The sequence below is a fragment of the Rhodoferax mekongensis genome, from assembly GCF_032191775.1.
In the GTDB taxonomy this organism is placed as follows: domain Bacteria; phylum Pseudomonadota; class Gammaproteobacteria; order Burkholderiales; family Burkholderiaceae_C; genus Allorhodoferax; species Allorhodoferax mekongensis.
In genome coordinates this window covers 3,284,151-3,306,115 of sequence record NZ_CP132507.1, presented here as the reverse complement: position 1 = coordinate 3,306,115, position 21,965 = coordinate 3,284,151, and the positions used below count along the sequence as shown (strand labels likewise).

Annotated in this window: 22 protein-coding genes; 15 read left to right on the top strand and 7 right to left on the bottom strand. The window is 55.9% G+C overall.

Going from position 1 to position 21,965, the window contains the following annotated elements:
- Position 1: 1 nt before the first annotated feature.
- The 14 genes from RAN89_RS15700 to RAN89_RS15635 are packed head-to-tail and all read left to right on the top strand — an operon-like array spanning position 2 to position 14,265.
- Complete coding sequence (locus RAN89_RS15700) at positions 2–1,255, top strand: NADH-quinone oxidoreductase subunit D (RefSeq protein WP_313867178.1); 1,254 nt, start codon at positions 2–4, stop codon at positions 1,253–1,255.
- On the top strand, positions 1,252–1,743 hold the full coding sequence (gene nuoE / locus RAN89_RS15695) for an NADH-quinone oxidoreductase subunit NuoE (protein ID WP_313867177.1): 492 nt from the start codon (positions 1,252–1,254) through the stop codon (positions 1,741–1,743). The genes RAN89_RS15700 and nuoE overlap by 4 nt, the downstream gene beginning before the upstream one ends.
- Positions 1,740–3,092, top strand: a complete 1,353-nt coding sequence (gene nuoF, locus RAN89_RS15690; protein WP_313867176.1) for an NADH-quinone oxidoreductase subunit NuoF — start codon at positions 1,740–1,742, stop codon at positions 3,090–3,092. Before nuoE ends, nuoF begins: the two co-directional genes overlap by 4 nt.
- Before the next feature lie 13 nt (positions 3,093–3,105).
- Entirely contained in the window at positions 3,106–5,229 is a 2,124-nt protein-coding gene (gene nuoG, locus RAN89_RS15685) for an NADH-quinone oxidoreductase subunit NuoG (RefSeq protein WP_313867175.1), read from the top strand.
- The gene (gene nuoH / locus RAN89_RS15680; RefSeq protein ID WP_087494527.1) at positions 5,226–6,302 is read left to right on the top strand and encodes an NADH-quinone oxidoreductase subunit NuoH; all 1,077 of its coding nucleotides are present in this window, start codon (positions 5,226–5,228) and stop codon (positions 6,300–6,302) included. The genes nuoG and nuoH overlap by 4 nt, the downstream gene beginning before the upstream one ends.
- 13 nt (positions 6,303–6,315) lie before the next feature.
- A complete protein-coding gene (gene nuoI / locus RAN89_RS15675; protein WP_313867174.1) occupies positions 6,316–6,834 on the top strand; it encodes an NADH-quinone oxidoreductase subunit NuoI in 519 nt (172 codons plus the stop codon).
- Positions 6,835–6,859: 25 nt separating this feature from the next.
- The gene (locus RAN89_RS15670; RefSeq protein ID WP_313867173.1) at positions 6,860–7,498 is read left to right on the top strand and encodes an NADH-quinone oxidoreductase subunit J; all 639 of its coding nucleotides are present in this window, start codon (positions 6,860–6,862) and stop codon (positions 7,496–7,498) included.
- The gene (gene nuoK, locus RAN89_RS15665) at positions 7,495–7,803 is read left to right on the top strand and encodes an NADH-quinone oxidoreductase subunit NuoK (RefSeq protein ID WP_087494524.1); all 309 of its coding nucleotides are present in this window, start codon (positions 7,495–7,497) and stop codon (positions 7,801–7,803) included. Before RAN89_RS15670 ends, nuoK begins: the two co-directional genes overlap by 4 nt.
- Before the next feature lie 4 nt (positions 7,804–7,807).
- A complete protein-coding gene (gene nuoL / locus RAN89_RS15660; RefSeq protein WP_313867172.1) occupies positions 7,808–9,826 on the top strand; it encodes an NADH-quinone oxidoreductase subunit L in 2,019 nt (672 codons plus the stop codon).
- Positions 9,827–9,838: 12 nt separating this feature from the next.
- Positions 9,839–11,314 (top strand): NADH-quinone oxidoreductase subunit M, encoded by a 1,476-nt coding sequence (locus tag RAN89_RS15655; RefSeq protein WP_313867171.1) that lies wholly within the window; start codon positions 9,839–9,841, stop codon positions 11,312–11,314.
- Positions 11,315–11,338: 24 nt separating this feature from the next.
- Positions 11,339–12,829: an NADH-quinone oxidoreductase subunit NuoN gene (gene nuoN / locus RAN89_RS15650; RefSeq protein ID WP_313867170.1), complete on the top strand. Its 1,491-nt coding sequence runs from the start codon at positions 11,339–11,341 to the stop codon at positions 12,827–12,829.
- Between the two features lie 34 nt (positions 12,830–12,863).
- Positions 12,864–13,163 carry a DUF2818 family protein gene (locus RAN89_RS15645; RefSeq protein ID WP_313869416.1) on the top strand — a complete coding sequence of 100 codons (300 nt, stop codon included), beginning with the start codon at positions 12,864–12,866 and terminating at the stop codon, positions 13,161–13,163.
- Positions 13,156–13,761: an NUDIX hydrolase gene (locus RAN89_RS15640; RefSeq protein ID WP_313867169.1), complete on the top strand. Its 606-nt coding sequence runs from the start codon at positions 13,156–13,158 to the stop codon at positions 13,759–13,761. The genes RAN89_RS15645 and RAN89_RS15640 overlap by 8 nt, the downstream gene beginning before the upstream one ends.
- 15 nt (positions 13,762–13,776) lie before the next feature.
- A complete protein-coding gene (locus RAN89_RS15635) occupies positions 13,777–14,265 on the top strand; it encodes a DUF1178 family protein (RefSeq protein ID WP_313867168.1) in 489 nt (162 codons plus the stop codon).
- 29 nt (positions 14,266–14,294) lie between these two features.
- Here RAN89_RS15635 and RAN89_RS15630 read toward each other — a convergent pair whose 3' ends face one another.
- The 4 genes from RAN89_RS15630 to RAN89_RS15615 all read right to left on the bottom strand — a co-directional run bounded on the left by RAN89_RS15630 (position 14,295) and on the right by RAN89_RS15615 (position 18,228).
- Entirely contained in the window at positions 14,295–15,623 is a 1,329-nt protein-coding gene (locus RAN89_RS15630; RefSeq protein WP_087494518.1) for a Glu/Leu/Phe/Val family dehydrogenase, read from the bottom strand.
- Positions 15,624–15,726: 103 nt separating this feature from the next.
- Positions 15,727–16,128 (bottom strand): hypothetical protein, encoded by a 402-nt coding sequence (locus RAN89_RS15625; protein WP_313867167.1) that lies wholly within the window; start codon positions 16,126–16,128, stop codon positions 15,727–15,729.
- An 18-nt stretch (positions 16,129–16,146) separates the two neighbouring features.
- Positions 16,147–16,344 carry a hypothetical protein gene (locus RAN89_RS15620; protein ID WP_313867166.1) on the bottom strand — a complete coding sequence of 66 codons (198 nt, stop codon included), beginning with the start codon at positions 16,342–16,344 and terminating at the stop codon, positions 16,147–16,149.
- 105 nt (positions 16,345–16,449) lie between these two features.
- Positions 16,450–18,228, bottom strand: a complete 1,779-nt coding sequence (locus RAN89_RS15615; protein WP_313867165.1) for an ABC transporter transmembrane domain-containing protein — start codon at positions 18,226–18,228, stop codon at positions 16,450–16,452.
- 185 nt (positions 18,229–18,413) lie between these two features.
- Here RAN89_RS15615 and RAN89_RS15610 point away from each other — a divergent pair, with 185 nt between their 5' ends.
- On the top strand, positions 18,414–19,244 hold the full coding sequence (locus RAN89_RS15610) for an alpha/beta fold hydrolase (protein WP_313867164.1): 831 nt from the start codon (positions 18,414–18,416) through the stop codon (positions 19,242–19,244).
- 2 nt (positions 19,245–19,246) lie between these two features.
- Here RAN89_RS15610 and RAN89_RS15605 read toward each other — a convergent pair whose 3' ends face one another.
- From RAN89_RS15605 to RAN89_RS15595, 3 genes are read right to left on the bottom strand one after another with little or no spacing between them, the layout of a single operon-like run.
- Positions 19,247–20,368 carry a lipocalin-like domain-containing protein gene (locus RAN89_RS15605; protein WP_313867163.1) on the bottom strand — a complete coding sequence of 374 codons (1,122 nt, stop codon included), beginning with the start codon at positions 20,366–20,368 and terminating at the stop codon, positions 19,247–19,249.
- 13 nt (positions 20,369–20,381) lie between these two features.
- Positions 20,382–21,329 carry a M48 family metalloprotease gene (locus RAN89_RS15600; RefSeq protein ID WP_313867162.1) on the bottom strand — a complete coding sequence of 316 codons (948 nt, stop codon included), beginning with the start codon at positions 21,327–21,329 and terminating at the stop codon, positions 20,382–20,384.
- Positions 21,329–21,919 (bottom strand): SH3 domain-containing protein, encoded by a 591-nt coding sequence (locus RAN89_RS15595; RefSeq protein WP_313867161.1) that lies wholly within the window; start codon positions 21,917–21,919, stop codon positions 21,329–21,331. The genes RAN89_RS15600 and RAN89_RS15595 overlap by 1 nt, the downstream gene beginning before the upstream one ends.
- Positions 21,920–21,965 lie beyond the last annotated feature (46 nt).

Sequence of the window (21,965 nt, the reverse complement as noted above, 5' to 3'; positions counted from 1 at the left end):
CATGGCTGAAATTAAGAACTACACATTGAACTTCGGCCCGCAGCACCCTGCGGCGCACGGAGTTTTGCGCTTGGTGCTCGAGTTGGATGGCGAAGTTATCCAGCGCGCTGATCCGCACATTGGCTTGTTGCATCGGGCTACTGAAAAGCTGGCCGAAAGCAAGACCTATATCCAATCGCTTCCCTACATGGACCGATTGGATTACGTGTCAATGATGTGCAATGAGCATGCTTATTGCCTGGCCATCGAAAAGTTGCTGGGTATTGAAGTGCCTATTCGTGCGCAGTACATCCGCGTCATGTATTCCGAAATCACCCGTTTGCTGAACCATCTGATGTGGTTGGGTTCGCACGGAAATGACTGTGGCAGCTCGACCATCCTCATCTACACCTTCCGTGAGCGCGAAGACCTGTTTGACATGTACGAGGCAGCCAGTGGCGCCCGTATGCATGCGGCGTATTTCCGCCCGGGCGGCGTCTATCGTGATCTGCCTGAAACGATGCCGCAATTCAAGGCCAGCAAGGTGCGGAATGCGAAAGGAGTTGAGGAACTCAACCGCAACCGCCAAGGCTCGCTGTTGGACTTCATCGATGACTTCGCTCAACGCTTCCCAGCGTGCCTAGACGAGTACCACACGCTACTGACCGAGAACCGTATCTGGAAGCAGCGTACCGTCAATATTGGTATCGTTGCGCCAGAGCGCGCTTTGAACATGGGCTTTTCCGGCCCGATGTTGCGTGGTTCCGGCATCGCTTGGGATCTGCGCAAGAAGCAACCGTACGATGCCTACGACAAAGTGGAATTTGATATTCCAGTGGGGAAAACAGGTGACGTGTACGACCGTTACCTCGTGCGCATGGAAGAAATGAAGCAATCCAATCGCATCATCAAGCAATGCGTCGATTGGTTGAAAGCCAACCCCGGTCCGGTGATTACTGACAACCACAAGGTTGCACCTCCATCGCGCGAAGCGATGAAGACCAGCATGGAAGAGCTGATTCACCACTTCAAGTTGTTCACCGAAGGCTTCCGCGTTCCCGAAGGTGAGGCCTACGCAGCTGTAGAACACCCGAAGGGTGAATTTGGCATCTACATCGTGAGCGATGGAGCCAACAAACCCTATCGTTTGAAGATCCGTCCACCGGGCTTTGTGCATCTCGCCGCCTTGAACGAGATGGCCAAGGGTCACATGATCGCTGACGCCGTTTCCATTATTGGAACCATGGATATCGTTTTTGGAGAGATTGATCGATGATCTCCGCTGCCACCAAATCGCGCTTTGATCGCGAAGTCGCCAAGTACCCTGCAGATCAAAAGCAATCTGCAGTGATGGCTTGTTTGGCCATCGTTCAACAAGAACTGGGTTTCGTCAGTGCCGAGAGCGAGAAAGTGATTGCCGAGCATCTCGGCATGGCACCTATGGCTGTCCATGAGGTGACCACTTTTTACAACATGTACAACCAACGTCCCGTTGGTAAATTCAAACTGAACGTTTGCACAAACCTGCCGTGTCAACTGCGTGACGGGCAAAAGGCACTGCACCATCTGGAATCCAAATTGGGTATTCAAATGGGAGAGACAACACCCGACGGTCTGTTCACTCTGCAACAGAGTGAATGTTTGGGTGCCTGCGCAGATTCCCCAGTGATGTTGGTGAACGATCGTGCAATGTGCAGCTTTATGTCGAACGACAAGCTGGACCAACTGGTCGACGAACTGCGTGCCTCGGAAGGACAAGCATGAGCGCAGATACGATATTGGCAAAGTTCAGTGCCAAGGGTACTGAAACCTGTTTTCATGACCGGCACATCAATCCACAAATTTATGCAGGATTGAATGGATCCAATTGGAGCTTACAGGACTACGTTGCACGTGGTGGCTATCAGGCGCTTCGCAAGATTCTGGGCAAGGATGGCGGTGAGGGTCTGACACAAGACCAGGTCATTGCCACTGTCAAAGAGTCCGGCTTGCGCGGTCGAGGCGGAGCCGGTTTCCCGACTGGACTGAAATGGAGCTTCATGCCCCGCCAATTCCCTGGGCAGAAGTACTTGGTTTGTAATTCGGATGAAGGCGAGCCCGGCACCTGCAAGGATCGAGACATCCTGCAATTCAATCCGCACATTGTGATTGAAGGTATGGCCATTGCCGCTTATGCGATGGGCATCACGGTGGGTTACAACTATATCCACGGTGAAATCTTCGCTTCCTATGATCGCTTCGAAGCGGCTTTGGAAGAAGCAAGGGCAGCAGGCTTTTTGGGCGACAACATTCTCGGCAGCAACTTCAGCTTTCAGTTGCATGCGGCCCACGGATTCGGGGCTTACATTTGCGGCGAGGAGACCGCGTTGCTGGAGTCCTTGGAAGGGAAAAAGGGCCAACCACGATTCAAGCCACCGTTCCCGGCCAGTTTTGGTTTGTACGGCAAGCCGACGACCATTAACAACACAGAGACATTTGCGGCTGTACCTTGGATCATTCGCAATGGTGGCCAGGCCTACCTCGAGTGTGGAAAGCCCAATAACGGTGGCACGAAGATTTACTCTGTGAGTGGTGACGTGGAGCGCCCCGGAAACTACGAAATTCCGATGGGAACCCCGTTTTCCAAACTATTGGAGTTAGCCGGCGGTGTGCGCGGTGGTAGAAAGCTTAAGGCTGTTATTCCCGGGGGATCTTCATCGCCGGTATTGCCAGCCTCCATCATGATGGATTGCACAATGGACTATGACTCGATTGCAAAAGCCGGATCCATGTTGGGTTCAGGTGCTGTGATCGTCATGGATGAGACCCGTTGTATGGTCAAAGCGCTTCAGCGTCTGAGCTACTTTTACATGCATGAATCTTGCGGACAATGTACGCCTTGCCGCGAAGGTACGGGTTGGTTATCTCGCATGGTTGACCGCATCGAAGGTGGACAAGGTCGTCCTAGCGATATGGATTTGCTGGATAACGTTGCAGAGAACATCCAAGGCCGAACGATTTGTGCGTTGGGTGATGCTGCGGCGATGCCTGTGCGCGCCATGATCAAGCATTTCCGTCATGAATTTGAGTATCACGTAGAGCACAAGACCTGCATGGTCCCGGCTTACGTTTGAGCGAGTCCACAAGATGATTGAAATCGAACTCGACGGCAAAAAGGTGGAAATTGCTGAAGGCAGCATGGTGATGCATGCTGCGGACAAGGCTGGCACCTATATCCCCCATTTTTGTTATCACAAAAAGCTGAGCATTGCGGCGAACTGCCGTATGTGTCTGGTGGACGTGGAAAAAATGCCCAAGCCCATGCCGGCATGTGCAACGCCTGTCACCAATGGAATGATCGTCCGAACCAAGAGTGACAAAGCTATCAAGGCGCAGAAGTCTGTGATGGAATTCCTCTTGATCAATCACCCGCTGGATTGCCCGATCTGCGATCAAGGTGGTGAATGCCAACTGCAGGATTTGGCTGTAGGTTACGGTGGTTCATCTTCCCGATACGAAGAAGAGAAACGTGTCGTGTTCCACAAAGACGTGGGCCCCCTCATTTCTATGGAAGAAATGAGCCGATGCATCCATTGCACACGTTGCGTGCGCTTCGGTCAGGAAGTGGCCGGCGTCATGGAATTGGGTATGTCACACCGCGGGGAACATGCCGAAATTGAAACGTTCATCGGTCAAAGTGTTGATTCCGAACTTTCCGGCAACATGATCGATATCTGCCCTGTCGGTGCATTGACCAGCAAGCCGTTCAGATACAGCGCACGGACGTGGGAATTGTCTCGACGCAAATCAGTGAGTCCCCATGATTCGACGGGTGCCAATCTGATTGTTCAGGTCAAGAATAACCAGGTAATGCGGGTAGTCCCGCTGGAAAACGAAGCGGTCAACGAGTGCTGGATAGCGGATCGGGATCGGTTTTCTTACGAAGCTTTGAACGGTGCTGACCGTTTGACATCGCCCATGATCAAGCAGGGTGGTGAATGGAAGGCGGTCGACTGGCAGACCGCCCTCGAGTATGTCGCCAATGGCATGAAGCAGATCAAGGCTAACCATGGAGCGAACACTGTGGGCGCTTTGGTAAGCCCGCATAGCACGCTGGAGGAGCTTTTCTTGGCGAAAAGCCTCATGAATGGCTTCGGATCCGACAGTGTGGATTTCCGTTTGCGCCACGCAGAGTTTGCACGTCCAAATGGTGTTCCTTATTTGGGTACCTCTATCTCGGCTTTGAGCACTTTGCAGCGTGTGTTAGTTGTGGGCGCAAATCTCCGCAAGGATCACCCCTTGTTTGCTCAACGCATCCGCCAAGCTTGCAAGGCAGGAGCCCGTGTACATGCGATTGCAGATTCTGTTCAAGACTGGGCTATGCCACTTGCTTCCATGCAAGTGATTGAGTCCGCGGTGTGGGCTCAAGCCCTGGCCGACATTGCTACAGCAGTCGGCGAGCAGGCTGGCGTACAAGCACCCGTATCGGGAACCGCAACAGACGCTGCGCGAGCTGTTGCTGCTTCGCTGTTGGGTGGGGAACGCAAGGCTATTCTTCTGGGCAATGCGGTTGCGCACCATGCCAAATCCAGCAGCTTGGCGACCATTGCCAATTGGATTGGTGCTCAGACAGGTGCGACAGTTGGGTTCTTGACGGAAGCCGCCAACACAGTGGGTGCCTATGCCGTTGGTGCATTGCCAGCTGCTGATGGCTTTAGTGCAGGCCAGATGCTGACCGGTGCACTCAAGGCAGCAATCTTGTTGAATGTGGAGCCTGAGTTTGATTCAGCAACCGGTGCAGCTGCGAAGCAAGGTCTGATGGGTGCTGAAATGGTTGTGACTTTGAGCCCTTTCAAATCGAACATGTCCTTCAGTGATGTGTTGCTCCCCATTGCGCCCTTCACTGAGACATCCGGTTCTTTCGCAAATGCTGAAGGACGTGTTCAAAGCTTCCATGCGGTAGTCAAACCGCTGGGTGAGACCCGTCCCGCATGGAAGGTTTTGCGCGTGTTGGCTAATTTGCTGGATGTGCCGGGAATGAGTTTTGAATCTACGCAGGACGTACTGTCTGCGATGGCCACGACCGGAATTGATAGCAAAGCCGTCGCCTCAGATCGGCTCAACAATACCTTCAACGGCAGTATCGATTTGACTCCTGCTGAAGTCCGACCGGCGGTTGCCAGTATTTATCAGTTGGACGGCATGGTGCGCCGCTCCGGATCATTGCAGTTGACTGCCGATGCGCGCGCTGTACAAGAGGTGGCCGCATGATCGATGCAATCTACAACTTCGGATTGGGCTTGTTTGCGGCTCCTGCCTGGGCTGCTGCGATATGGCCGGTAATTTGGACACTCATCAAGATTGTCGTGTTGGTTTTGCCGCTGATGGGTGCCGTCGCGTATCTCACTTTGTGGGAGCGAAAATATTTGGGATGGATGCAGGTACGTCTCGGGCCGAACCGTGTGGGCCCGGGTGGTCTGTTACAACCTATTGCCGACGCCCTCAAGCTCCTGACCAAGGAAATCTTGGTGCCGACCGCTGCGAGCAAGGGGTTGTTTTTCATCGGCCCCATTCTCACTATCATGCCCGCTTTGGCTGCCTGGGCGGTGGTTCCGTTTGGTCCCGATGTGGCCCTGGCAAATATTAATGCCGGCTTACTTTTCTTGATGGCCATCACCTCGCTTGAGGTGTACGGTGTGGTAATCGCCGGGTGGGCCTCCAACTCCAAGTACTCCTTTCTGGGGGCTTTGCGCGCGTCTGCGCAAATGGTGAGCTATGAAATCGCGATGGGGTTTTGCTTGGTCATCGTGCTGATGGTCGCGGGTTCCATGAACATGACTGAAATCGTGCTGGGTCAAGGCAAAGGTTATTTCGCCGACAAAGGTCTGAGTTTCTTGTCTTGGAATTGGCTGCCTTTGCTGCCAGTGTTCGTGGTGTATTTCATTTCCGGCCTGGCCGAGACCAACCGCCACCCGTTTGACGTCGTCGAAGGTGAGGCTGAGATCGTTGCGGGACACATGGTCGAGTATTCGGGTATGTCCTTTGCCATGTTTTATTTGGCCGAGTACGTCAACATGTGGCTGGTCTCCATTTTGGCGGTGGTGATGTTCTTGGGCGGCTGGTATTCACCGGTGGCTGCCCTGGATTTCATCCCCGGATGGATCTGGTTGGGTGCCAAAACATTTTTCATGGTTAGCCTGTTCATCTGGATTCGCGCGACTTTTCCCCGATTCCGGTACGACCAAATCATGCGTCTGGGCTGGAAAGTGTTTATTCCTGTGACTCTGGTCTGGCTGCTGGTGGTTGGCGTCTGGATGCAGACACCTTTCAACATCTGGAATTGAAAGGGCAATCGAAATGACCGCAACTATTCAACGTTCTACACCTGCGTTTTCTTTGAAGGATTTCCTGAGCAGCTTCCTTTTGTTGGAACTGATGAAGGGAATGGCTTTAACGGGCCGCTACTTGTTCCGTCGCAAGGTAACCGTTCAATTCCCTGAAGAGAAAACTCCTCTTTCTCCACGTTTTCGCGGATTGCACGCTTTGCGACGCTATGAAAACGGCGAAGAGCGATGCATCGCATGTAAGCTGTGTGAGGCTGTTTGTCCAGCCATGGCGATCACGATTGAATCGGATGTTCGCGATGACGGTTCCCGTCGTACAACACGGTACGACATCGACTTGACCAAGTGCATCTTCTGCGGCTTTTGTGAAGAAAGCTGTCCAGTCGACTCCATTGTGGAAACCCACATTTTGGAATACCACGGCGAGAAGCGTGGCGACTTGTACTTCACCAAGGACATGTTGCTGGCAGTCGGTGATCGCTACGAATCCGAGATTGCTGCCAACAAGCAGGCTGACGCCAAATACCGATGAATTGCCGCAAGAAAGCCCTTGAATCATGAACGTAACGACTGGACTTTTTTACGTCTTTTCTGCGGTGTTGCTATTCGCCGCGTTCCGCGTAATTACAGCGCGGAATCCGGTGCATGCAGCCCTGTATCTGGTCCTGACCTTTTTCCAAGCCGCCATGATCTGGATGCTGTTGAAGGCCGAGTTCCTGTCCATCACGCTGGTGCTGGTATACGTGGGTGCTGTCATGGTGTTGTTCCTGTTCGTCGTGATGATGATGGATATCAACGTTGAGAACCTGCGCGTCGGCTTCTGGAAGCATTTCCCTCTGGCTGCCATCGTCGGTGTAGTGATCGCACTGGAAATGGCCGCAGTCTTGATGGGCGGATTCCGCGTCGTCGATGATCCCAATGCTGTAGCGGCCGCTGCCGAAGCGAACAATGCCAAGGAACTGGGCAAGTTGCTTTTCACGCAATATCTGGTGCAGCTTGAGGTGGCAGCTGCCATTTTGTTGGTAGCGATGATTGCTGCGATCGCTTTGACATTGCGTGCGCGCAAGGACAGCAAATACGTCTCCCCTGGCGATCAGGTCCGTGTTCGTTCTGCAGACCGTATGACCGTCGTCAAAATGGACGCAACCCAAGCAGCGGTTGCGCCAGTTGCTGAAGTTTCGGAGCCAAAAGCATGATCTTGACCCTTGGACATTTTCTTTCGTTGGGCGCGATGCTGTTCGCGCTGTCCGTGGTCGGAATTTTTCTGAATCGGCGGAACCTGATCGTGTTGCTGATGGCAATCGAACTGATGTTGTTGGCTGTCAATACCAACTTTGTGGCTTTCTCTCACTACCTGCATGACATGCACGGTCAGATTTTTGTTTTCTTCATCTTGACCGTTGCTGCTGCTGAGTCTGCCATCGGACTTGCGATTTTGGTCTTGTTGTTTCGTAACAAGTCCAGTATCAGCGTGGATGAGCTCAATACCTTGAAGGGCTAATCGAATGAGCCAGACCCTTTCTGCTTCCACATTGCTGGCGGTGCCTCTTGCACCGTTGGCAGGTGCGGTTCTCGCCGGTGTGTTCGGTACTAAATTTGGTGGTAATTGGATTGGCCGCAAGCTCAGTCACAGCCTCACCATTCTGGGTGTTTTCGTTGCATTCGTCTTGTCTGTCATGACCTTGATGTCTGTGGTGAACGACGGTGCACGTTTTAACGAAACGATCTATACGTGGATGGTCGTCGGCGGTTTGAAGATGGAGATCGGCTTCCTGATCGACTCCTTGACTGCCATGATGATGTGTGTGGTTACCTTCGTTTCGCTGATGGTGCACCTCTACACCGTCGGTTACATGGAGGAGGATGAGGGATACAACCGCTTCTTTGCCTACATTTCCCTGTTCACTTTCTCCATGTTGATGCTCGTCATGAGCAACAACCTGTTGCAGTTGTTTTTCGGTTGGGAAGCAGTGGGCCTGGTGTCTTATTTGTTGATCGGATTCTGGTTCAACAAGCCGACAGCCATCTTTGCCAACATGAAGGCCTTCCTGGTCAACCGGGTAGGCGACTTTGGCTTCATTCTTGGCATTGGTTTGATTGGTGCCTATACCGGTAGCCTCAATTACTCTGAGGTATTCGCAAAATCAGCTGATCTGTCAGCGCTGGTGTTTCCGGGTACCGATTGGATGTTGGTCACGGTGATTTGCATCTGCCTTTTCATTGGGGCCATGGGTAAATCTGCGCAGTTTCCACTGCATGTGTGGTTGCCTGACTCCATGGAGGGTCCCACACCCATTTCTGCGTTGATTCACGCGGCAACCATGGTGACCGCCGGCATCTTTATGGTGTCCCGCATGTCTCCTTTGTTCGAGCTAAGCGATACGGCCCTCAACTTTATCTTGGTGATCGGATCCATCACTGCGCTTTTCATGGGTTTCCTCGGGATCATCCAAAACGATATCAAGCGTGTGGTGGCCTATTCCACGCTTTCCCAGCTCGGGTACATGACGGTTGCCCTTGGCGTCTCGGCCTACTCGGTTGCCGTATTCCATTTGATGACCCACGCGTTCTTCAAGGCGTTACTATTTTTGGGTGCGGGTTCTGTGATCATGGGCGTCCACCACAATCAGGACATTCGTTGGATGGGTGGTCTGCGTAAATACATGCCTGTGACTTGGATCACTTCCTTGCTGGGATCGCTGGCCTTGATTGGTACGCCTTTCTTCTCGGGCTTCTACTCCAAGGACAGCATCATTGAGGCTGTCCATGCAAGTCACTTGCCAGGAGCTGGATTTGCGAATTTCGCTGTCCTCGCCGGTGTGTTCGTGACAGCGTTCTATTCCTTCCGGATGTATTTCTTGGTGTTTCATGGCAAGGAAAGATTCGACCAGAACCCCGACGCGCACCATGATGACCATCACGGCCATGATCATCACCATGACGCGAAGCCACATGAATCTCCTTGGGTGGTGTGGGTACCTCTTGTGCTACTGGCGATTCCGTCAGTCTTGATTGGTTATTTCACGATTGAGCCCATGTTGCATGGGGACTTCTTCAAGGGTGTGATTTTTGTTAACCACGAGCTGCATCCTGCAATGGAAGAATTGTCCGCCGAGTTCCATGGAGCCGCAGCGATGGCGATGCACTCGCTCACAACCCTGCCACTGTGGTTGGCGATTGCCGGTGTGGTGACGTCGTATGTTTTTTACATGATGTTTCCAGCCATACCTGCGGCCATCAAGCGTGCGGTCCAGCCGGTCTACACCCTGTTGGAGAACAAGTATTACCTCGACTGGATCAACGAAAACATTCTGGCACGTGGTGCGCGCTTGCTCGGTACCGGGCTTTGGAAGGTTGGTGACCAGGCGTTGATTGACGGTGCTGTTGTCAATGGTTCCTGGAAGCTGGTGGGGCTCTTTTCCGGTGTAGTGCGCAAGGCTCAGTCCGGATATCTGTACCACTACGCGCTGATCATGATTATCGGCGTGTTTGTGTTGATGACATATTTCGTCTGGCTCAAGTAGGAGAAAAAGAATATGGGTTTGTTGAGCCTTTCTATTTGGGTGCCGATTGCCTTTGGTGTCTTGCTGCTTGCGCTCGGGCGTGATGAGCAGGCCAATGCAGTGCGATGGGTGGCGTTGATCGGTGCTGTTGTGAGCTTGTTGTTGACCCTGCCTTTGTACGGACAGTTCGACAACAGCACAGCTGCCATGCAGTTTGTCGAAAACGTTCCTTGGATTGAACGTTTCAATGTCAATTACCACCTCGGGTTGGATGGCATTTCGTTCTGGTTTGTGCCCTTGACCGCATTCATCACGGTGATCGTCGTGATTGCCGCATGGGAAGTGATTACCCACCGCGTCAATCAATACATGGGCGCGTTCCTCATATTGAGTGGGCTCATGATCGGTGTGTTTTCCGCGTTGGACGGCATGCTGTTTTATGTGTTCTTTGAGGCAACCTTGATCCCGATGTACCTGATCATCGGTATCTGGGGTGGTCCCAACAAGATCTATGCAGCGTTCAAGTTTTTCTTGTACACGCTTCTGGGTTCATTGTTGATGCTGATTGCGTTGATTTTCCTGTACACCCAGTCCGGCGGTAGTTTTGATCTGACGAAGTGGCATGCGCTGCCCTTGGGGCAGACGGCCCAAACGTTGCTGTTCTTTGCATTTTTTGCGGCCTTCGCAGTGAAGGTCCCCATGTGGCCCGTCCACACTTGGCTGCCTGACGTGCACGTGGAAGCTCCTACGGGAGGCTCTGCAGTGCTAGCGGCGATCATGTTGAAGCTTGGCGCCTACGGTTTCTTGCGTTTTTCAATGCCTATCGCTCCTGATGCTGCGCATGCCTATGGCGGCTTCATGGTGGCGCTGTCGTTGATTGCCGTCGTGTATGTGGGCCTGGTCGCGATGGTGCAACAGGACATGAAAAAGCTTGTAGCCTATTCGTCAGTTGCGCACATGGGTTTCGTGACTCTCGGCTTTTTCATCTTCAATGACTTGGGCGTTTCAGGCGGATTGGTGCAGATGATTGCGCACGGTTTTGTGTCCGGCGCCATGTTCTTGTCTATTGGTGTGTTGTACGACCGTGTTCACTCCCGCGAAATTGCCAGCTACGGCGGTGTAGTGAACACCATGCCCAAGTTTGCAGCTTTTGCTTTGCTGTTTGCCATGGCGAACTGCGGCTTGCCGGGAACTGCAGGTTTCGTCGGTGAGTGGATGGTCATTCTGGGTGCAGTCAAGTTCAATTTCTGGATTGGTTTTGCGGCAGCCAGTGCCCTTATTTTCGGTGCGGCATACACGCTTTGGATGTTCAAACGCGTGTACCTGGGCCCTGTGACCAACGATGATGTCAAAGAACTCACAGACATCAACGCCCGTGAATTTCTGATGCTCGGCTTGCTGGCGATTGCGGTGCTCGTCATGGGCTTGTATCCCAAGCCCTTCACGGATGTGATGGACGTGTCGGTGGCAGAACTGCTGAAGCATGTTGCCATTTCCAAATTGAACTGATCAAACTGAATTGAGAGACGAAAGATGATTGACACAATCAGTTGGATCACGGTGTATCCAGAGATCGTTTTGATGGTGATGGCGTGCGCCATCCTGTTGATCGATCTGGGAGTAAAGACGCCCCTGCGCAACCTCACCTATGTCCTGACCATGTTGACGCTGGCGGTGGTTGCCGCCTTGGAAGCTCACTTGGCGATGGCCGGACAGACCTACTATGGTTTTGGAAACATGGTCGTGAGCGATGCAATGGGCAATTGGCTGAAGTGCTTCGCAGCGATTGCCGTCATGGTGTCTCTGGTGTACGGGCGTCCTTACGCAGGCCATCGCGACATGCTTCGTGGCGGCGAATTGTTCACACTGAACATGCTATCTCTGCTCGGCATGTTCATCATGATTTCGTCTAACAATCTGTTGTTGACGTACATGGGTTTGGAGTTGTTGACTTTGTCCAGCTATGCATTGGTTGCCTTACGTCGGGACCATGTGGCGGCCACTGAAGCGGCGATGAAATACTTTGTTCTGGGTGCCATGGCTTCCGGTTTTCTGCTGTACGGCATGTCCATGTTGTATGGTGCCACCGGCACGCTGGATATCACACAGTTGTTCAAGTCCATCTCCAGTGGGCAGATCCGTCCGGATGTTTTGGTTTTCGGTTTGGTGTTCATCGTTGCCGGTCTCGCGTTCAAGTTGGGTGTAGTGCCATTCCACATGTGGATTCCCGACGTTTATCAGGGGGCGCCTACGGCAGTCACCTTGATGATCGGTGGTGCACCCAAACTAGCCGCTTTTGCTATCTGCATCCGTTTGTTGGTGGAAGGCATGCGTCCATTGGCTGGCGACTGGCAGCAGATGTTGATGGTTCTGTCGGTAGGCTCCTTGTTGATCGGCAACTTGGCTGCCATTGCCCAGACCAACCTGAAACGCATGTTGGCGTTTTCCACGATTTCCCAAATGGGTTTCGTATTGTTGGGTTTGATGTCCGGCGTAGTGAACGGTGATGCAGTGACCTTTGCCGCCAACGCCTACAGCTCTTCGATGTTTTATGTCATCACTTATGTGCTGACTACGCTGGCTACTTTTGGTGTCATCCTGCTCTTGTCCCGTGAAGGTTTCGAAAGCGAAGAAATTTCTGACTTTGCAGGCTTGAATCAGCGTAGCCCGCTGTATGCCGCCGTCATGGCGATTTGCGCATTCTCTCTGGCAGGTATTCCTCCGATGGTCGGGTTCTATGCCAAGCTCTCAGTGTTGCAAGCCTTGGTGGTTTCCGGTCAGCCACTTTATGTGGGAATGGCGGTCTTTGCAGTCTTGATGTCGCTAGTGGGTGCTTTCTACTACCTGCGTTTGGTCAAGGTCATGTATTTCGATGAGCCGATTACCGCGACAACGGTTAACGCGCCCGCTGACGTGCGCGTAGTGCTCTCCATCAATGGTGCATTGGTCCTGGTTCTCGGATTGGCCCCTGGCAGCCTGATGGCCCTGTGTGCATCATCGGTGCGGCAAATGCTGGGCATGTGATCGCAGCCAGTTTTCCTCCCGGGTCTTGCAAATGATGGGTAATTCGCCGTACGTCCTGGTCCTGTTGTCGGCCGGGCTGATCGCGGCGAATTTGCCGTTCGCGACCTCCCGCTTTTTCGGCTTCTTTGGTTCAGCTTCCAAGTCGCTCGCTCTGCGTTTGGTCGAATTGGTGGTCCTCTATTTTTTGGTCGGTGGTTTGGGGCTGCTTCTGGAAAAGAATGCCGGTCAGATTGCTCCCCAAGGCTGGGAGTTTTATGCCATCACCGCGACGCTTTTCCTTACTTTCTCGTTTCCGGGATTTGTTTATCGTTACCTCCTCAAGCACCATGACTGATGTCAGTGGGATTTCCCACCTGCTGGAAACTCAGGTATCAAGTGAAGATATGGTCCGGGGCAGCTTCTTGCATGCTCGGCGTGACATAGTTTCCTTGCCAGATGGGAACCACGCTACTCGTGAGTATGTGGTGCATCCTGGGGCTGTCATGGTCGTCCCATTGCTCGAGATTCCAGGACAAGATTTGCGCGTAGTGCTGGAGCGCCAGTATCGATACCCCGTGCAACGGGTCATGATTGAGTTTCCTGCGGGTAAATTGGATGCCGGTGAGAGTACAGCCCACTGTGCACAGCGGGAGCTTTTTGAAGAAACCGGCTATCGAGCTTCAGAGTGGTCCAAGGCAGGAGTTATTCACCCCGTCATCGCTTATTCGACCGAATTCATTGAAGTTTGGTTTGCCAAAGGACTTGTTGCCGGCGAGCGCAAATTGGACAAAGGCGAGTTTTTGGATGTCTTTACAGCAACCGCAAACGAATTAATCGCATGGTGTCTGGATGGCAGGGTGACGGATACCAAGACAGTAGCCGCTGCCCTATGGCTTCAGGGTTATCAAGCGGGAACTTGGAAGCCGGTTTGGTCGTCATCCACCGCAAACTAGAGTTTTTGCAACGCTATGAAAGTGTTGGACTTGCAGTGTTCCGCCGGACACTCCTTTGAAGGGTGGTTCGGCTCGGAGCAAGATTTTCTCTCGCAATTGCAGCGCGCACTGGTTCAGTGTCCGCTGTGTGGGGATGCTTCGGTTCAAAAAAAACTCAGTGCTCCGAGGTTGAATCTATCGGGTGCCAAACCTCCGCTGGAGCCAACAACATCGAATGTTCCGGCTTCGGATACGGTCGCAGCCGGCGCCCCCCCGGCCCTGAATCCGGAGTTGCAAAATGCGTTGCATCAAGCATGGGTTCATATGGCCAAGCAGGTGCTGGCCAATACCGAGGATGTGGGCGACCGGTTCGCCGATGAAGCCCGGCGCATCCATTACGGTGAGGTCGAAGAGCGCGGCATTCGCGGCAAGACAACGCCCACCGAAGCGCGTGAATTGATGGAGGAGGGCATCGATCTGGTGGCCCTCCCCATTCCTGAACACCTCAAAAAGCCGCTGCAGTAAGCTTCACCGCAAGGGCTTCTTCGCGCTTATCAGGGGTACAGACCGCGCAATTCGCGGGCGTGCAGAATCCGCTTACACGCGACAATGAACGTAGCGGTGCGCAGGCTCACCTTGTAGTCCTGGGCCACTTCCCAGACGGCTGCAAACGCATCTTTCATGATGCGCACCAGGCGTGCATTGATTTCATCCTCACTCCAGAAGAAGCTGGAGAAATCCTGCACCCACTCGAAATAGCTCACCGTCACCCCCCCGGCGTTGGCAATCACATCCGGTACCACCAGAATATTGCGTTCCTGGAGGATGTCGTCTGCTGCAGGCGTCGTAGGGCCATTTGCACCTTCGATGATCAGTTTGGCCTGGATGCGATTGGCATTGGCTGCTGTGATCTGTTGCTCCAAGGCGGCAGGGATCAGGATTTCGCATGGAATATCCCAAAACGCGTTGGCATCCAACGCTTCCGCGCCGGCAAAGCCGCCCACCGTGCCGTGACGGGAAACGTGGGTCAACAGGGCGGGCACATCAATCCCTGCTTCGCGATAGACCGTGCCGCCATGGTCTTGCACGACAACTACCTTGGCACCGGCTTGTGCGAACAGTTTGGCCGCAATGCCGCCCACGTTGCCGAAGCCTTGTACAGCCACACGGGCCGTGCTGATATCCATCCCGAGGTGGCGCGCCGCTTCTACGCCCACGGTGTACACACCGCGTCCGGTGGCTTCCCGACGACCCAGCGAGCCGCCCAGGTCAATCGGTTTGCCGGTCACCACGCCCGTTGCGGTGGCGCCTTCATTCATGGAGTAGGTGTCCATCATCCACGCCATGATCTGCTCATTGGTGTTCACGTCCGGAGCTGGAATGTCTTTGGACGGTCCGATGATGATGCCGATCTCGCTGGTGTAGCGGCGGGTCAGGCGTTCCAGTTCTCCCATGGACAGGGTCTTGGGATCGACACGGATGCCGCCCTTGGCACCGCCGTAGGGCACATTGACTGCCGCGTTCTTCACCGACATCCAGGCCGACAGGGCCATGACTTCAGACAGCGTGACATCCTGATGGAAACGTACGCCACCTTTACCGGGTCCGCGGGAAGTATTGTGCTGAACACGATAGCCTTCAAAGTGGGCCACGGTGCCATTGTCCAGTTGGATGGGTACGTCAACGATCAGCGCGCGCTTGGGGCGCTTGAGCGTCTCAGCCCAACGGGCGAGGTGTCCCAGGTAAGGTGTGACGCGATCCACCTGCTGGAGGTAGATGCCCCAAGGACCGAGGTGATCGGCCTGAAGGTAGGAAGGCAGCGCATGGGTAGTGGCTGCGGGTTGCACGGGAAGCGTCGGGTGGACGCCGGGGTGTTGCGACATGAATGCTCCTTATGGTTGTCGTCAAGGCCCGCAATGTAGGCCTGCGCCGACGACCTGTCCAAGGCCGCTTCATATGCAAACTATGCAAAAAATTAATAGCTCGTCAAATGCTCAGGTTGACGATGCGACCGGTGGGCTCTCCCAGGGTGTTGATAAATGGCCGCCCATGGAGGCTGGACTTGAGTGCATTCCCGCTGGCGGCAAACTTCGCAGAGGTAGCTGCATACATCCGTACCAAAAAATCCTGGGTGGCCGGCGCTACGGCCGAACGTGCGGCGCGCAGCTGGCCCATGTACGTGGTGTCTTCCAGTGCAGTGCGGGTGCTGAGCTCGCGCACGTTTTCCCTTTTTGCCTGCACTTCCCGCTCAGCTTGCTCTGTTTGCTGCTGCAACGCCTCCACCTTGGATTCGGCGTTTTCAGCCTCGCGCTTGGCCTGCTCCAAGCGCGCCTTGCTCAGCGTCGCCTGTAGCGACGGTGTTGCGCTGGTGGTTGCAGTTATCGCCATGGCGCGAGCAAAGGGCTTTCAGGCGCTTACATTGAGGCGGGTGCCGATGACCTGCCCTTGGCCATTGACGACTGGCTTGCGTTCCGCCTCTTGTGGCTTGGGAGGCTTCTGCTCGCGGGCTGCAGCCTCACGTACGGCTTCGCGTTGGATAGCCTCGGTTCGCTTGGCAGCTTGCACCTGTTCGGGTTGCTGCACTTTGGCGCGGGTAATTTCCATACGGGCCTCCTGGGTCAGAAAGCCCGATTTTAGGAGGTGTATGCCCCGTTGATCAACCGAATAAAGGAGGGCGCTTCATGCTATGCATGCGCACCCGTCAGAGGTTCAGGCGTTGAATTGCAGCGCTGCCAGTCCTGCATACACGCCCCCACGGGCCACCAACTCGGCATGTGTGCCTTGTTCGACCAGCACGCCGTGGTCCAGCACCACGATCAGGTCTGCCTTTTGCACCGTAGCCAAGCGGTGGGCAATGACCAGAGTGGTGCGGTCGCGCATGGCGCTCTCCAATGCGGCTTGCACCATGCGTTCGCTCTCAGCGTCCAGCGCGCTGGTCGCTTCGTCCAACAACAGCAGGGGAGGGTTCTTCAGCATCGCGCGAGCGATGGCAATGCGCTGGCGCTGACCACCTGACAGACGCACCCCTCGCTCACCCAGGAAGGTGTCGTATCCCTCAGGCAATGCTTCAATAAACTCGTGTGCAAAGGCAGCATGTGCGGCGGCCTTCACCTCGGCATCGCTAGCGTCAGGCTTGCCGTAACGTATGTTCTCCATCGCAGAGCTGGAAAAAATGACCGCATCCTGCGGCACGATGCCCACGCGTTGTCGCAAGGCGTCCAGTGCTTGCGAACGCGTCTCCACGCCATCCAAGGCGATGCTTCCGCTTTGCGGGTCGTAATAGCGCAGCAGTAGCTGGAACACCGTGCTCTTGCCGGCACCGCTTGGGCCCACGATGGCCACGGTCTGGCCGGGCTTCACATCGAGGCTGAAGTTCTGCAAAGCTTGCTGGTGCGGTCGAGAGGGGTAGTGAAAATTGATTGCTTCAAATTTAATAGCGCTTCCCGCAGAAGGCATGGGCGCCAGCACAGGATTTGAAGGTGAAGTGATGGGCGACTGGGTCCCCAGAAGTTCCATGAGCCGCTCTGTCGCACCCGCGGCACGCAGCAGGTCGCCATAGACCTCGCCCAGCACGGCGAAAGCACTGGCCAGAATGATTACGTACACCACTGTCTGTCCCAAGTGGCCCGCGGTAATGCGCCCTTCGGCTACCGCTTGCGTGCCCTGGTACAAGCCCCACAACAAAGCTGCGGAAGTGGCAATGATGATGAATGCCACCAGGCCTGAGCGCATCAAGCTGCGCTTGGTGGCAGTGGCAAACGCGTTGTCGGTAGATGCCACAAAGCGCCCGGTTTCACGGCCCTCGGCGGTGTAGCTTTGCACCACGGGGATGGCGTTAAGCACCTCAGCGGCAATCGCGCTGGAGTCTGCCACGCGGTCCTGCGACGCGCGGGAGAGCTTGCGCACCCGCCGGCCGAACCACAAGCTGGGCAGCACGATGAGTACCAACACCACCAAGACCTGCAACATGACCACCGGGTTGGTCCACACCAGCACTCCTAGCGCGCCTATGCCCATCACCGCATTGCGCAAGCCCATGGACAGGGAAGACCCCACTACGGTTTGCACCAGGGTGGTGTCGGCCGACAAGCGGGAGAGCACTTCGCCGGTCTGGGTGGTCTCAAAAAACTCGGGGCTTTGTTGGAGCACGTGGCCGTAGACCGCGTTGCGCAGGTCAGCCGTTACCCGCTCGCCCAACCAGCTCACCATGTAGAAGCGCGCCGCCGAAAACAGGCCCAGGGCCACCGCTACCCCGAACAGGGCTGCAAAGTGGCCACGCAGCGCCATCATCTGAGCGCCCTTGTCGGTCTGCACCAGGCCCCCGTCGATCAGGCTGCGCAGGGCCACCGGAAACGCCAGCGTCGCACCGGCCGCCAGCACCAGAAACACCAGTGCCATGCCAATGCGGGCCCGGTATGGCCGCAAAAAGGGCAGCAAGCCGGAGAGCGATTTGGGGTTAGTCGATTTGGGGCGGTCGGAGGAGCTCATGGAGATTCAGGTGAGGGTGGGAGGCACGGCTGCAAGGCGGGGCGAAAAAATAAAGAGTATGCGTGCCTGGCGCCCGTAAGTATTGCGCAAGTAGCTATTGGTTTTATAGCGCCTGATTTTCGGTTTGTTTCACTTTGTTGCATAACTGCCGAGGTAAGCTCTAGGAAAAAAATTCAGGAGGACAGATGGCATCCCAGGAAATCCAAGTTAACGGCATCACCGTACACATCGAAGGTCAGGGGCCGCGTACCGTGCTGATGCTGCATGGCTGGCCTGACACTTTGCGTGTCTGGGACGGCACGGTACAAGCTCTGCAGGCCCACCATCGCTGTGTGCGCTTGACCTTGCCGGGATTTGGTACCGCCGAAGGTGCGGCACCTACACCCACGGTGGACGAGATGGTGGCCTCGTTGCTGGCAGTTATCAACGCCGTCAGCCCCGGCGAGCCTGTGACACTGCTGCTGCACGACTGGGGTTGTATCTTCGGCTATGAACTGGCCATGCGCCATCCGGAGCGGGTGGCTGCCATCGTGGCGGTGGACATCGGTGATTACAACGCAGGTGCTTTTCTGGCGTCGCTGTCAGTCCGTCAAAAGCTGTTTGTCGCCAGTTACCAGCTCTGGTTGGCGACCGCATGGGCCCTTGGCCGCTATGTTCATGGCGGCTTGGCCGACCGCATGACCCGCTTTATGGCGCGGACCATGCGCTGCCCTGTGCCTCCCGATCAGCTGCGCTGGACCATGAATTTTCCCTACGCCATGAGCTGGTTTGGTCTGCGCGGCGGTCTCAAAACGAGTCCGGTGAAACCCACGTGCCCGGTGCTCTACGTATTCGGGGAGCGCAAGCCCTTTATGTTCCACTCACCACGCTGGGTGCACACCCTGCGTGCCTCGGAGGATGGTGCGGCGCACGCACTGCGTTGCGGTCACTGGGTCATGCTGGACCAGCCTGAGGCCTTCCATGCCTTGCTATTGCGTTGGCTGGCAGGACGCGAGCGCCGCAAATCCAGCCGCTGAGCCTACAGCTTCAAGGTGGCGGCGTAACCCGTCATTTCCAGGTAACCGCGGCCGACCAAGCGGTTGTTACTGTCCCACACCTCGCTCAGGCCTTCCCAGTAAATGGCGCCGGTGGAGCCCCGGCTGTCAAGCTCCTGGTTGTCCAACACAGCCCTCACGGTGTAGTAGTCCGCCGGCGTACGCACCATCCACTCCACCGGATAGCTGGCCTGGCTGAGAGGGCTGGTCCAGCGCCTCAGCGGCTTGAACATTACTTCTCCACGTGTGAATCCAAAGCGCTGTCCGCTCCCGCTGCGAAACGACCCGCCATCCCACATCGCGTTGCCTGCCTGGTCCCTGAGTTGAAAGGCGGTGAGTGCACTTCCGTCAAAGAGGTTGATGCCTATCCAATCCCAGCCTACCGCCTGCGGGTGCAGCACTTCCTGGCTCCACTCGTGGTCCATCCAGGCGACGCTACCGCTTTGCAGCGTGTGGGCCTGGCCCTGCACTCGGATGCTGCCGCTGGTTTGCAACTGCGGCTGGCTGTAGTAGTAGCTGGCTTGTTTCTCTTCCGGGCCCTTGCGGGACAGCCCGTCCACCCCTTGCAGGAGAACAGGCTGGGTAGCCTGAAAGCGGAGTTGGATCGCAAAGTCTTTGCCCGCAATGTCCGCCTGCAAACCAGTCCCGGTGCGTCTAAGGCTCCAGTCGCGCAGGGTCACGTTGGTGTCTGTGCTGCTGGCGTGCGCCGTGTCTGCCGGGTTGGTGCCCGGCGCGTCGCCGGACCATCGAGCAATGCGCTGGTCGTGCCAGAGTTTTTTCCCGTCCACATCCGTCACCGCCGCATGGGCAAACAGCAGTTGCCGTGCAGCGAGTCGCGACTGCATGCCTTGGGTCGGGTTCACCCGGCTGCGAAAGAAAGTGACCTGAAAGCCCAGAAGGCGTGGCTTGCCTTTAGCGTCGCCTGGAGTGCCGGGCACCTGAGCCACCCCGGTCACGTACCACCACTCTGTCTTGAAATCGTTGTGGCTGCCGGCGTCCCGCGGAAAGCGCAGGGTGGTCCGCGGCAATGCCTGTGCGGCGGGCAACAGGCCAGCCAACGCAGGTGCCAGCAGCAGTTGCCGGCGACACAATCCGTGGTGCTTCATGCGGTGTGCCGCTTTACCGCCCTACGCCCCGCGCCAGGCGCTGGGCGATGGTGAGCGAGGGCTTGCCGGAATAGGCATCCAGACGCTGCCCCATGGCCAGTTCCAGTTGGTCCAGGCGCACCTGGGTGGGCGGGTGGGTGCTGAGCTGCAGGCTGAAGATCGGGTTGTCCGGTGCAGCGGTTCGCAGTCCCTGCAAGACGGCCACCAAACCATAAGGATCAAAGCCTGCGCGCGCAGCCAATGCGACGCCCACGCGGTCGGCTTCGAGTTCGTCACTCTGGTCCAGGCCTTTGGAATACATGTCTTTGCCCAACATCAACAGCTGCCCGTGCAACGCACCATTGCTTCGCTCACTGAGGCGGGCAGCGATGAGGCTGGTCAGCAAACCTGCCTGGGCACTTTTGCGCATGGCTTTAAGGTGGTGCTTGCCCACCACGTGCTGGATTTCATGCGCCAGAATGCCGGCCAGTTCGGACTCGTCGTTCAGGGCGTCCACCAGTCCTTTGGTCACAAACACATAGCCCCCGGGAGCCGCGAAGGCATTGAAGCCCGCGTCGTCCAGTACCCCGAAAGTCCAAGGCAGGTCCGGCCGGGCAGATTGCAGGGCAATCCAGCGACCCAGCCGGTTCACGTAGCGTTGCAACGCCAAGTTGGGTAGCAGTGGTTTCGCGCCAAGCAAAACAGCAGCCAGTTGCTTGCCCATTTCGATTTCTTTGGCTTCGTCAATCTGCTCGATGGATTGGCTGAACAGACTTGCAAGATCCCCTGAGTTGGTCGCTACTGAGTGTTGGGCCCCCGTTGCAGGGGCAGGTGCCGCAGTGCCTTGCTTCAGCAGGTTTTGAAACAGATTGCCCAGCGCCTTTCCGGGCTCCTCAGCATGTACAGCAGGCAGGGCACAAAGTAACGAAAGAGCCGCCACGCCGAGCGCGCGCGCGATGGTGCCGTAGTGAGTCGTGCGCATCAGTTGTTGCTCTCCATACGACGGCCTGCAGGACCTGCCGGTGGTGCCGGCGGAGCGGGGATTGGCAAGGGTTCTACCGCTTGCACCTGCAAGGCAGCGCTGTCCGCAAATCTCCGGGCTTGGGTGGCGTCCTGGCGCTGGCCTTCCAGCTGTGCCAGCGCCGCCGTGTTGGGCTGTGCGTTGGCAATATCTTCTGCGCCCAATCCCCGGATACCTACGGTGGTCGAGGCGGTGCTGTTGTGGGACTGCGCGCTACCGCGGTTGAAAAAGTTGGTCAGCCCCCGTAGCGCGCCCGTTGCAGTGGCGGCCACGCTGCTTTGTTCGGAAGGGCTGCTCACATCAAACAAATGCATCCAACCGGTGGTGCCATTGGCCGTGCGTACTTGCACATAGGGGCCTTGGCGTACCGGCAGGCGTGTGAGTGGGGTTTGTGCAGGCAGGCTGGCCAAAGTGCCCGCAGTATCTGCGGGCGCATCCCGCAAGGTGCTGGGCCGCTTGGTGATCAGTGCGTCGTTCTGCGCCAGGGTCGGGAATGCGATTGCACCGGCCAAGGCCAGTAGCAATGCGCGTACGAATGTGATGTGTGACATGGAAAGCATTGTCAGGGATGCGTTGCTGCACCGCAATCCGCGGTTG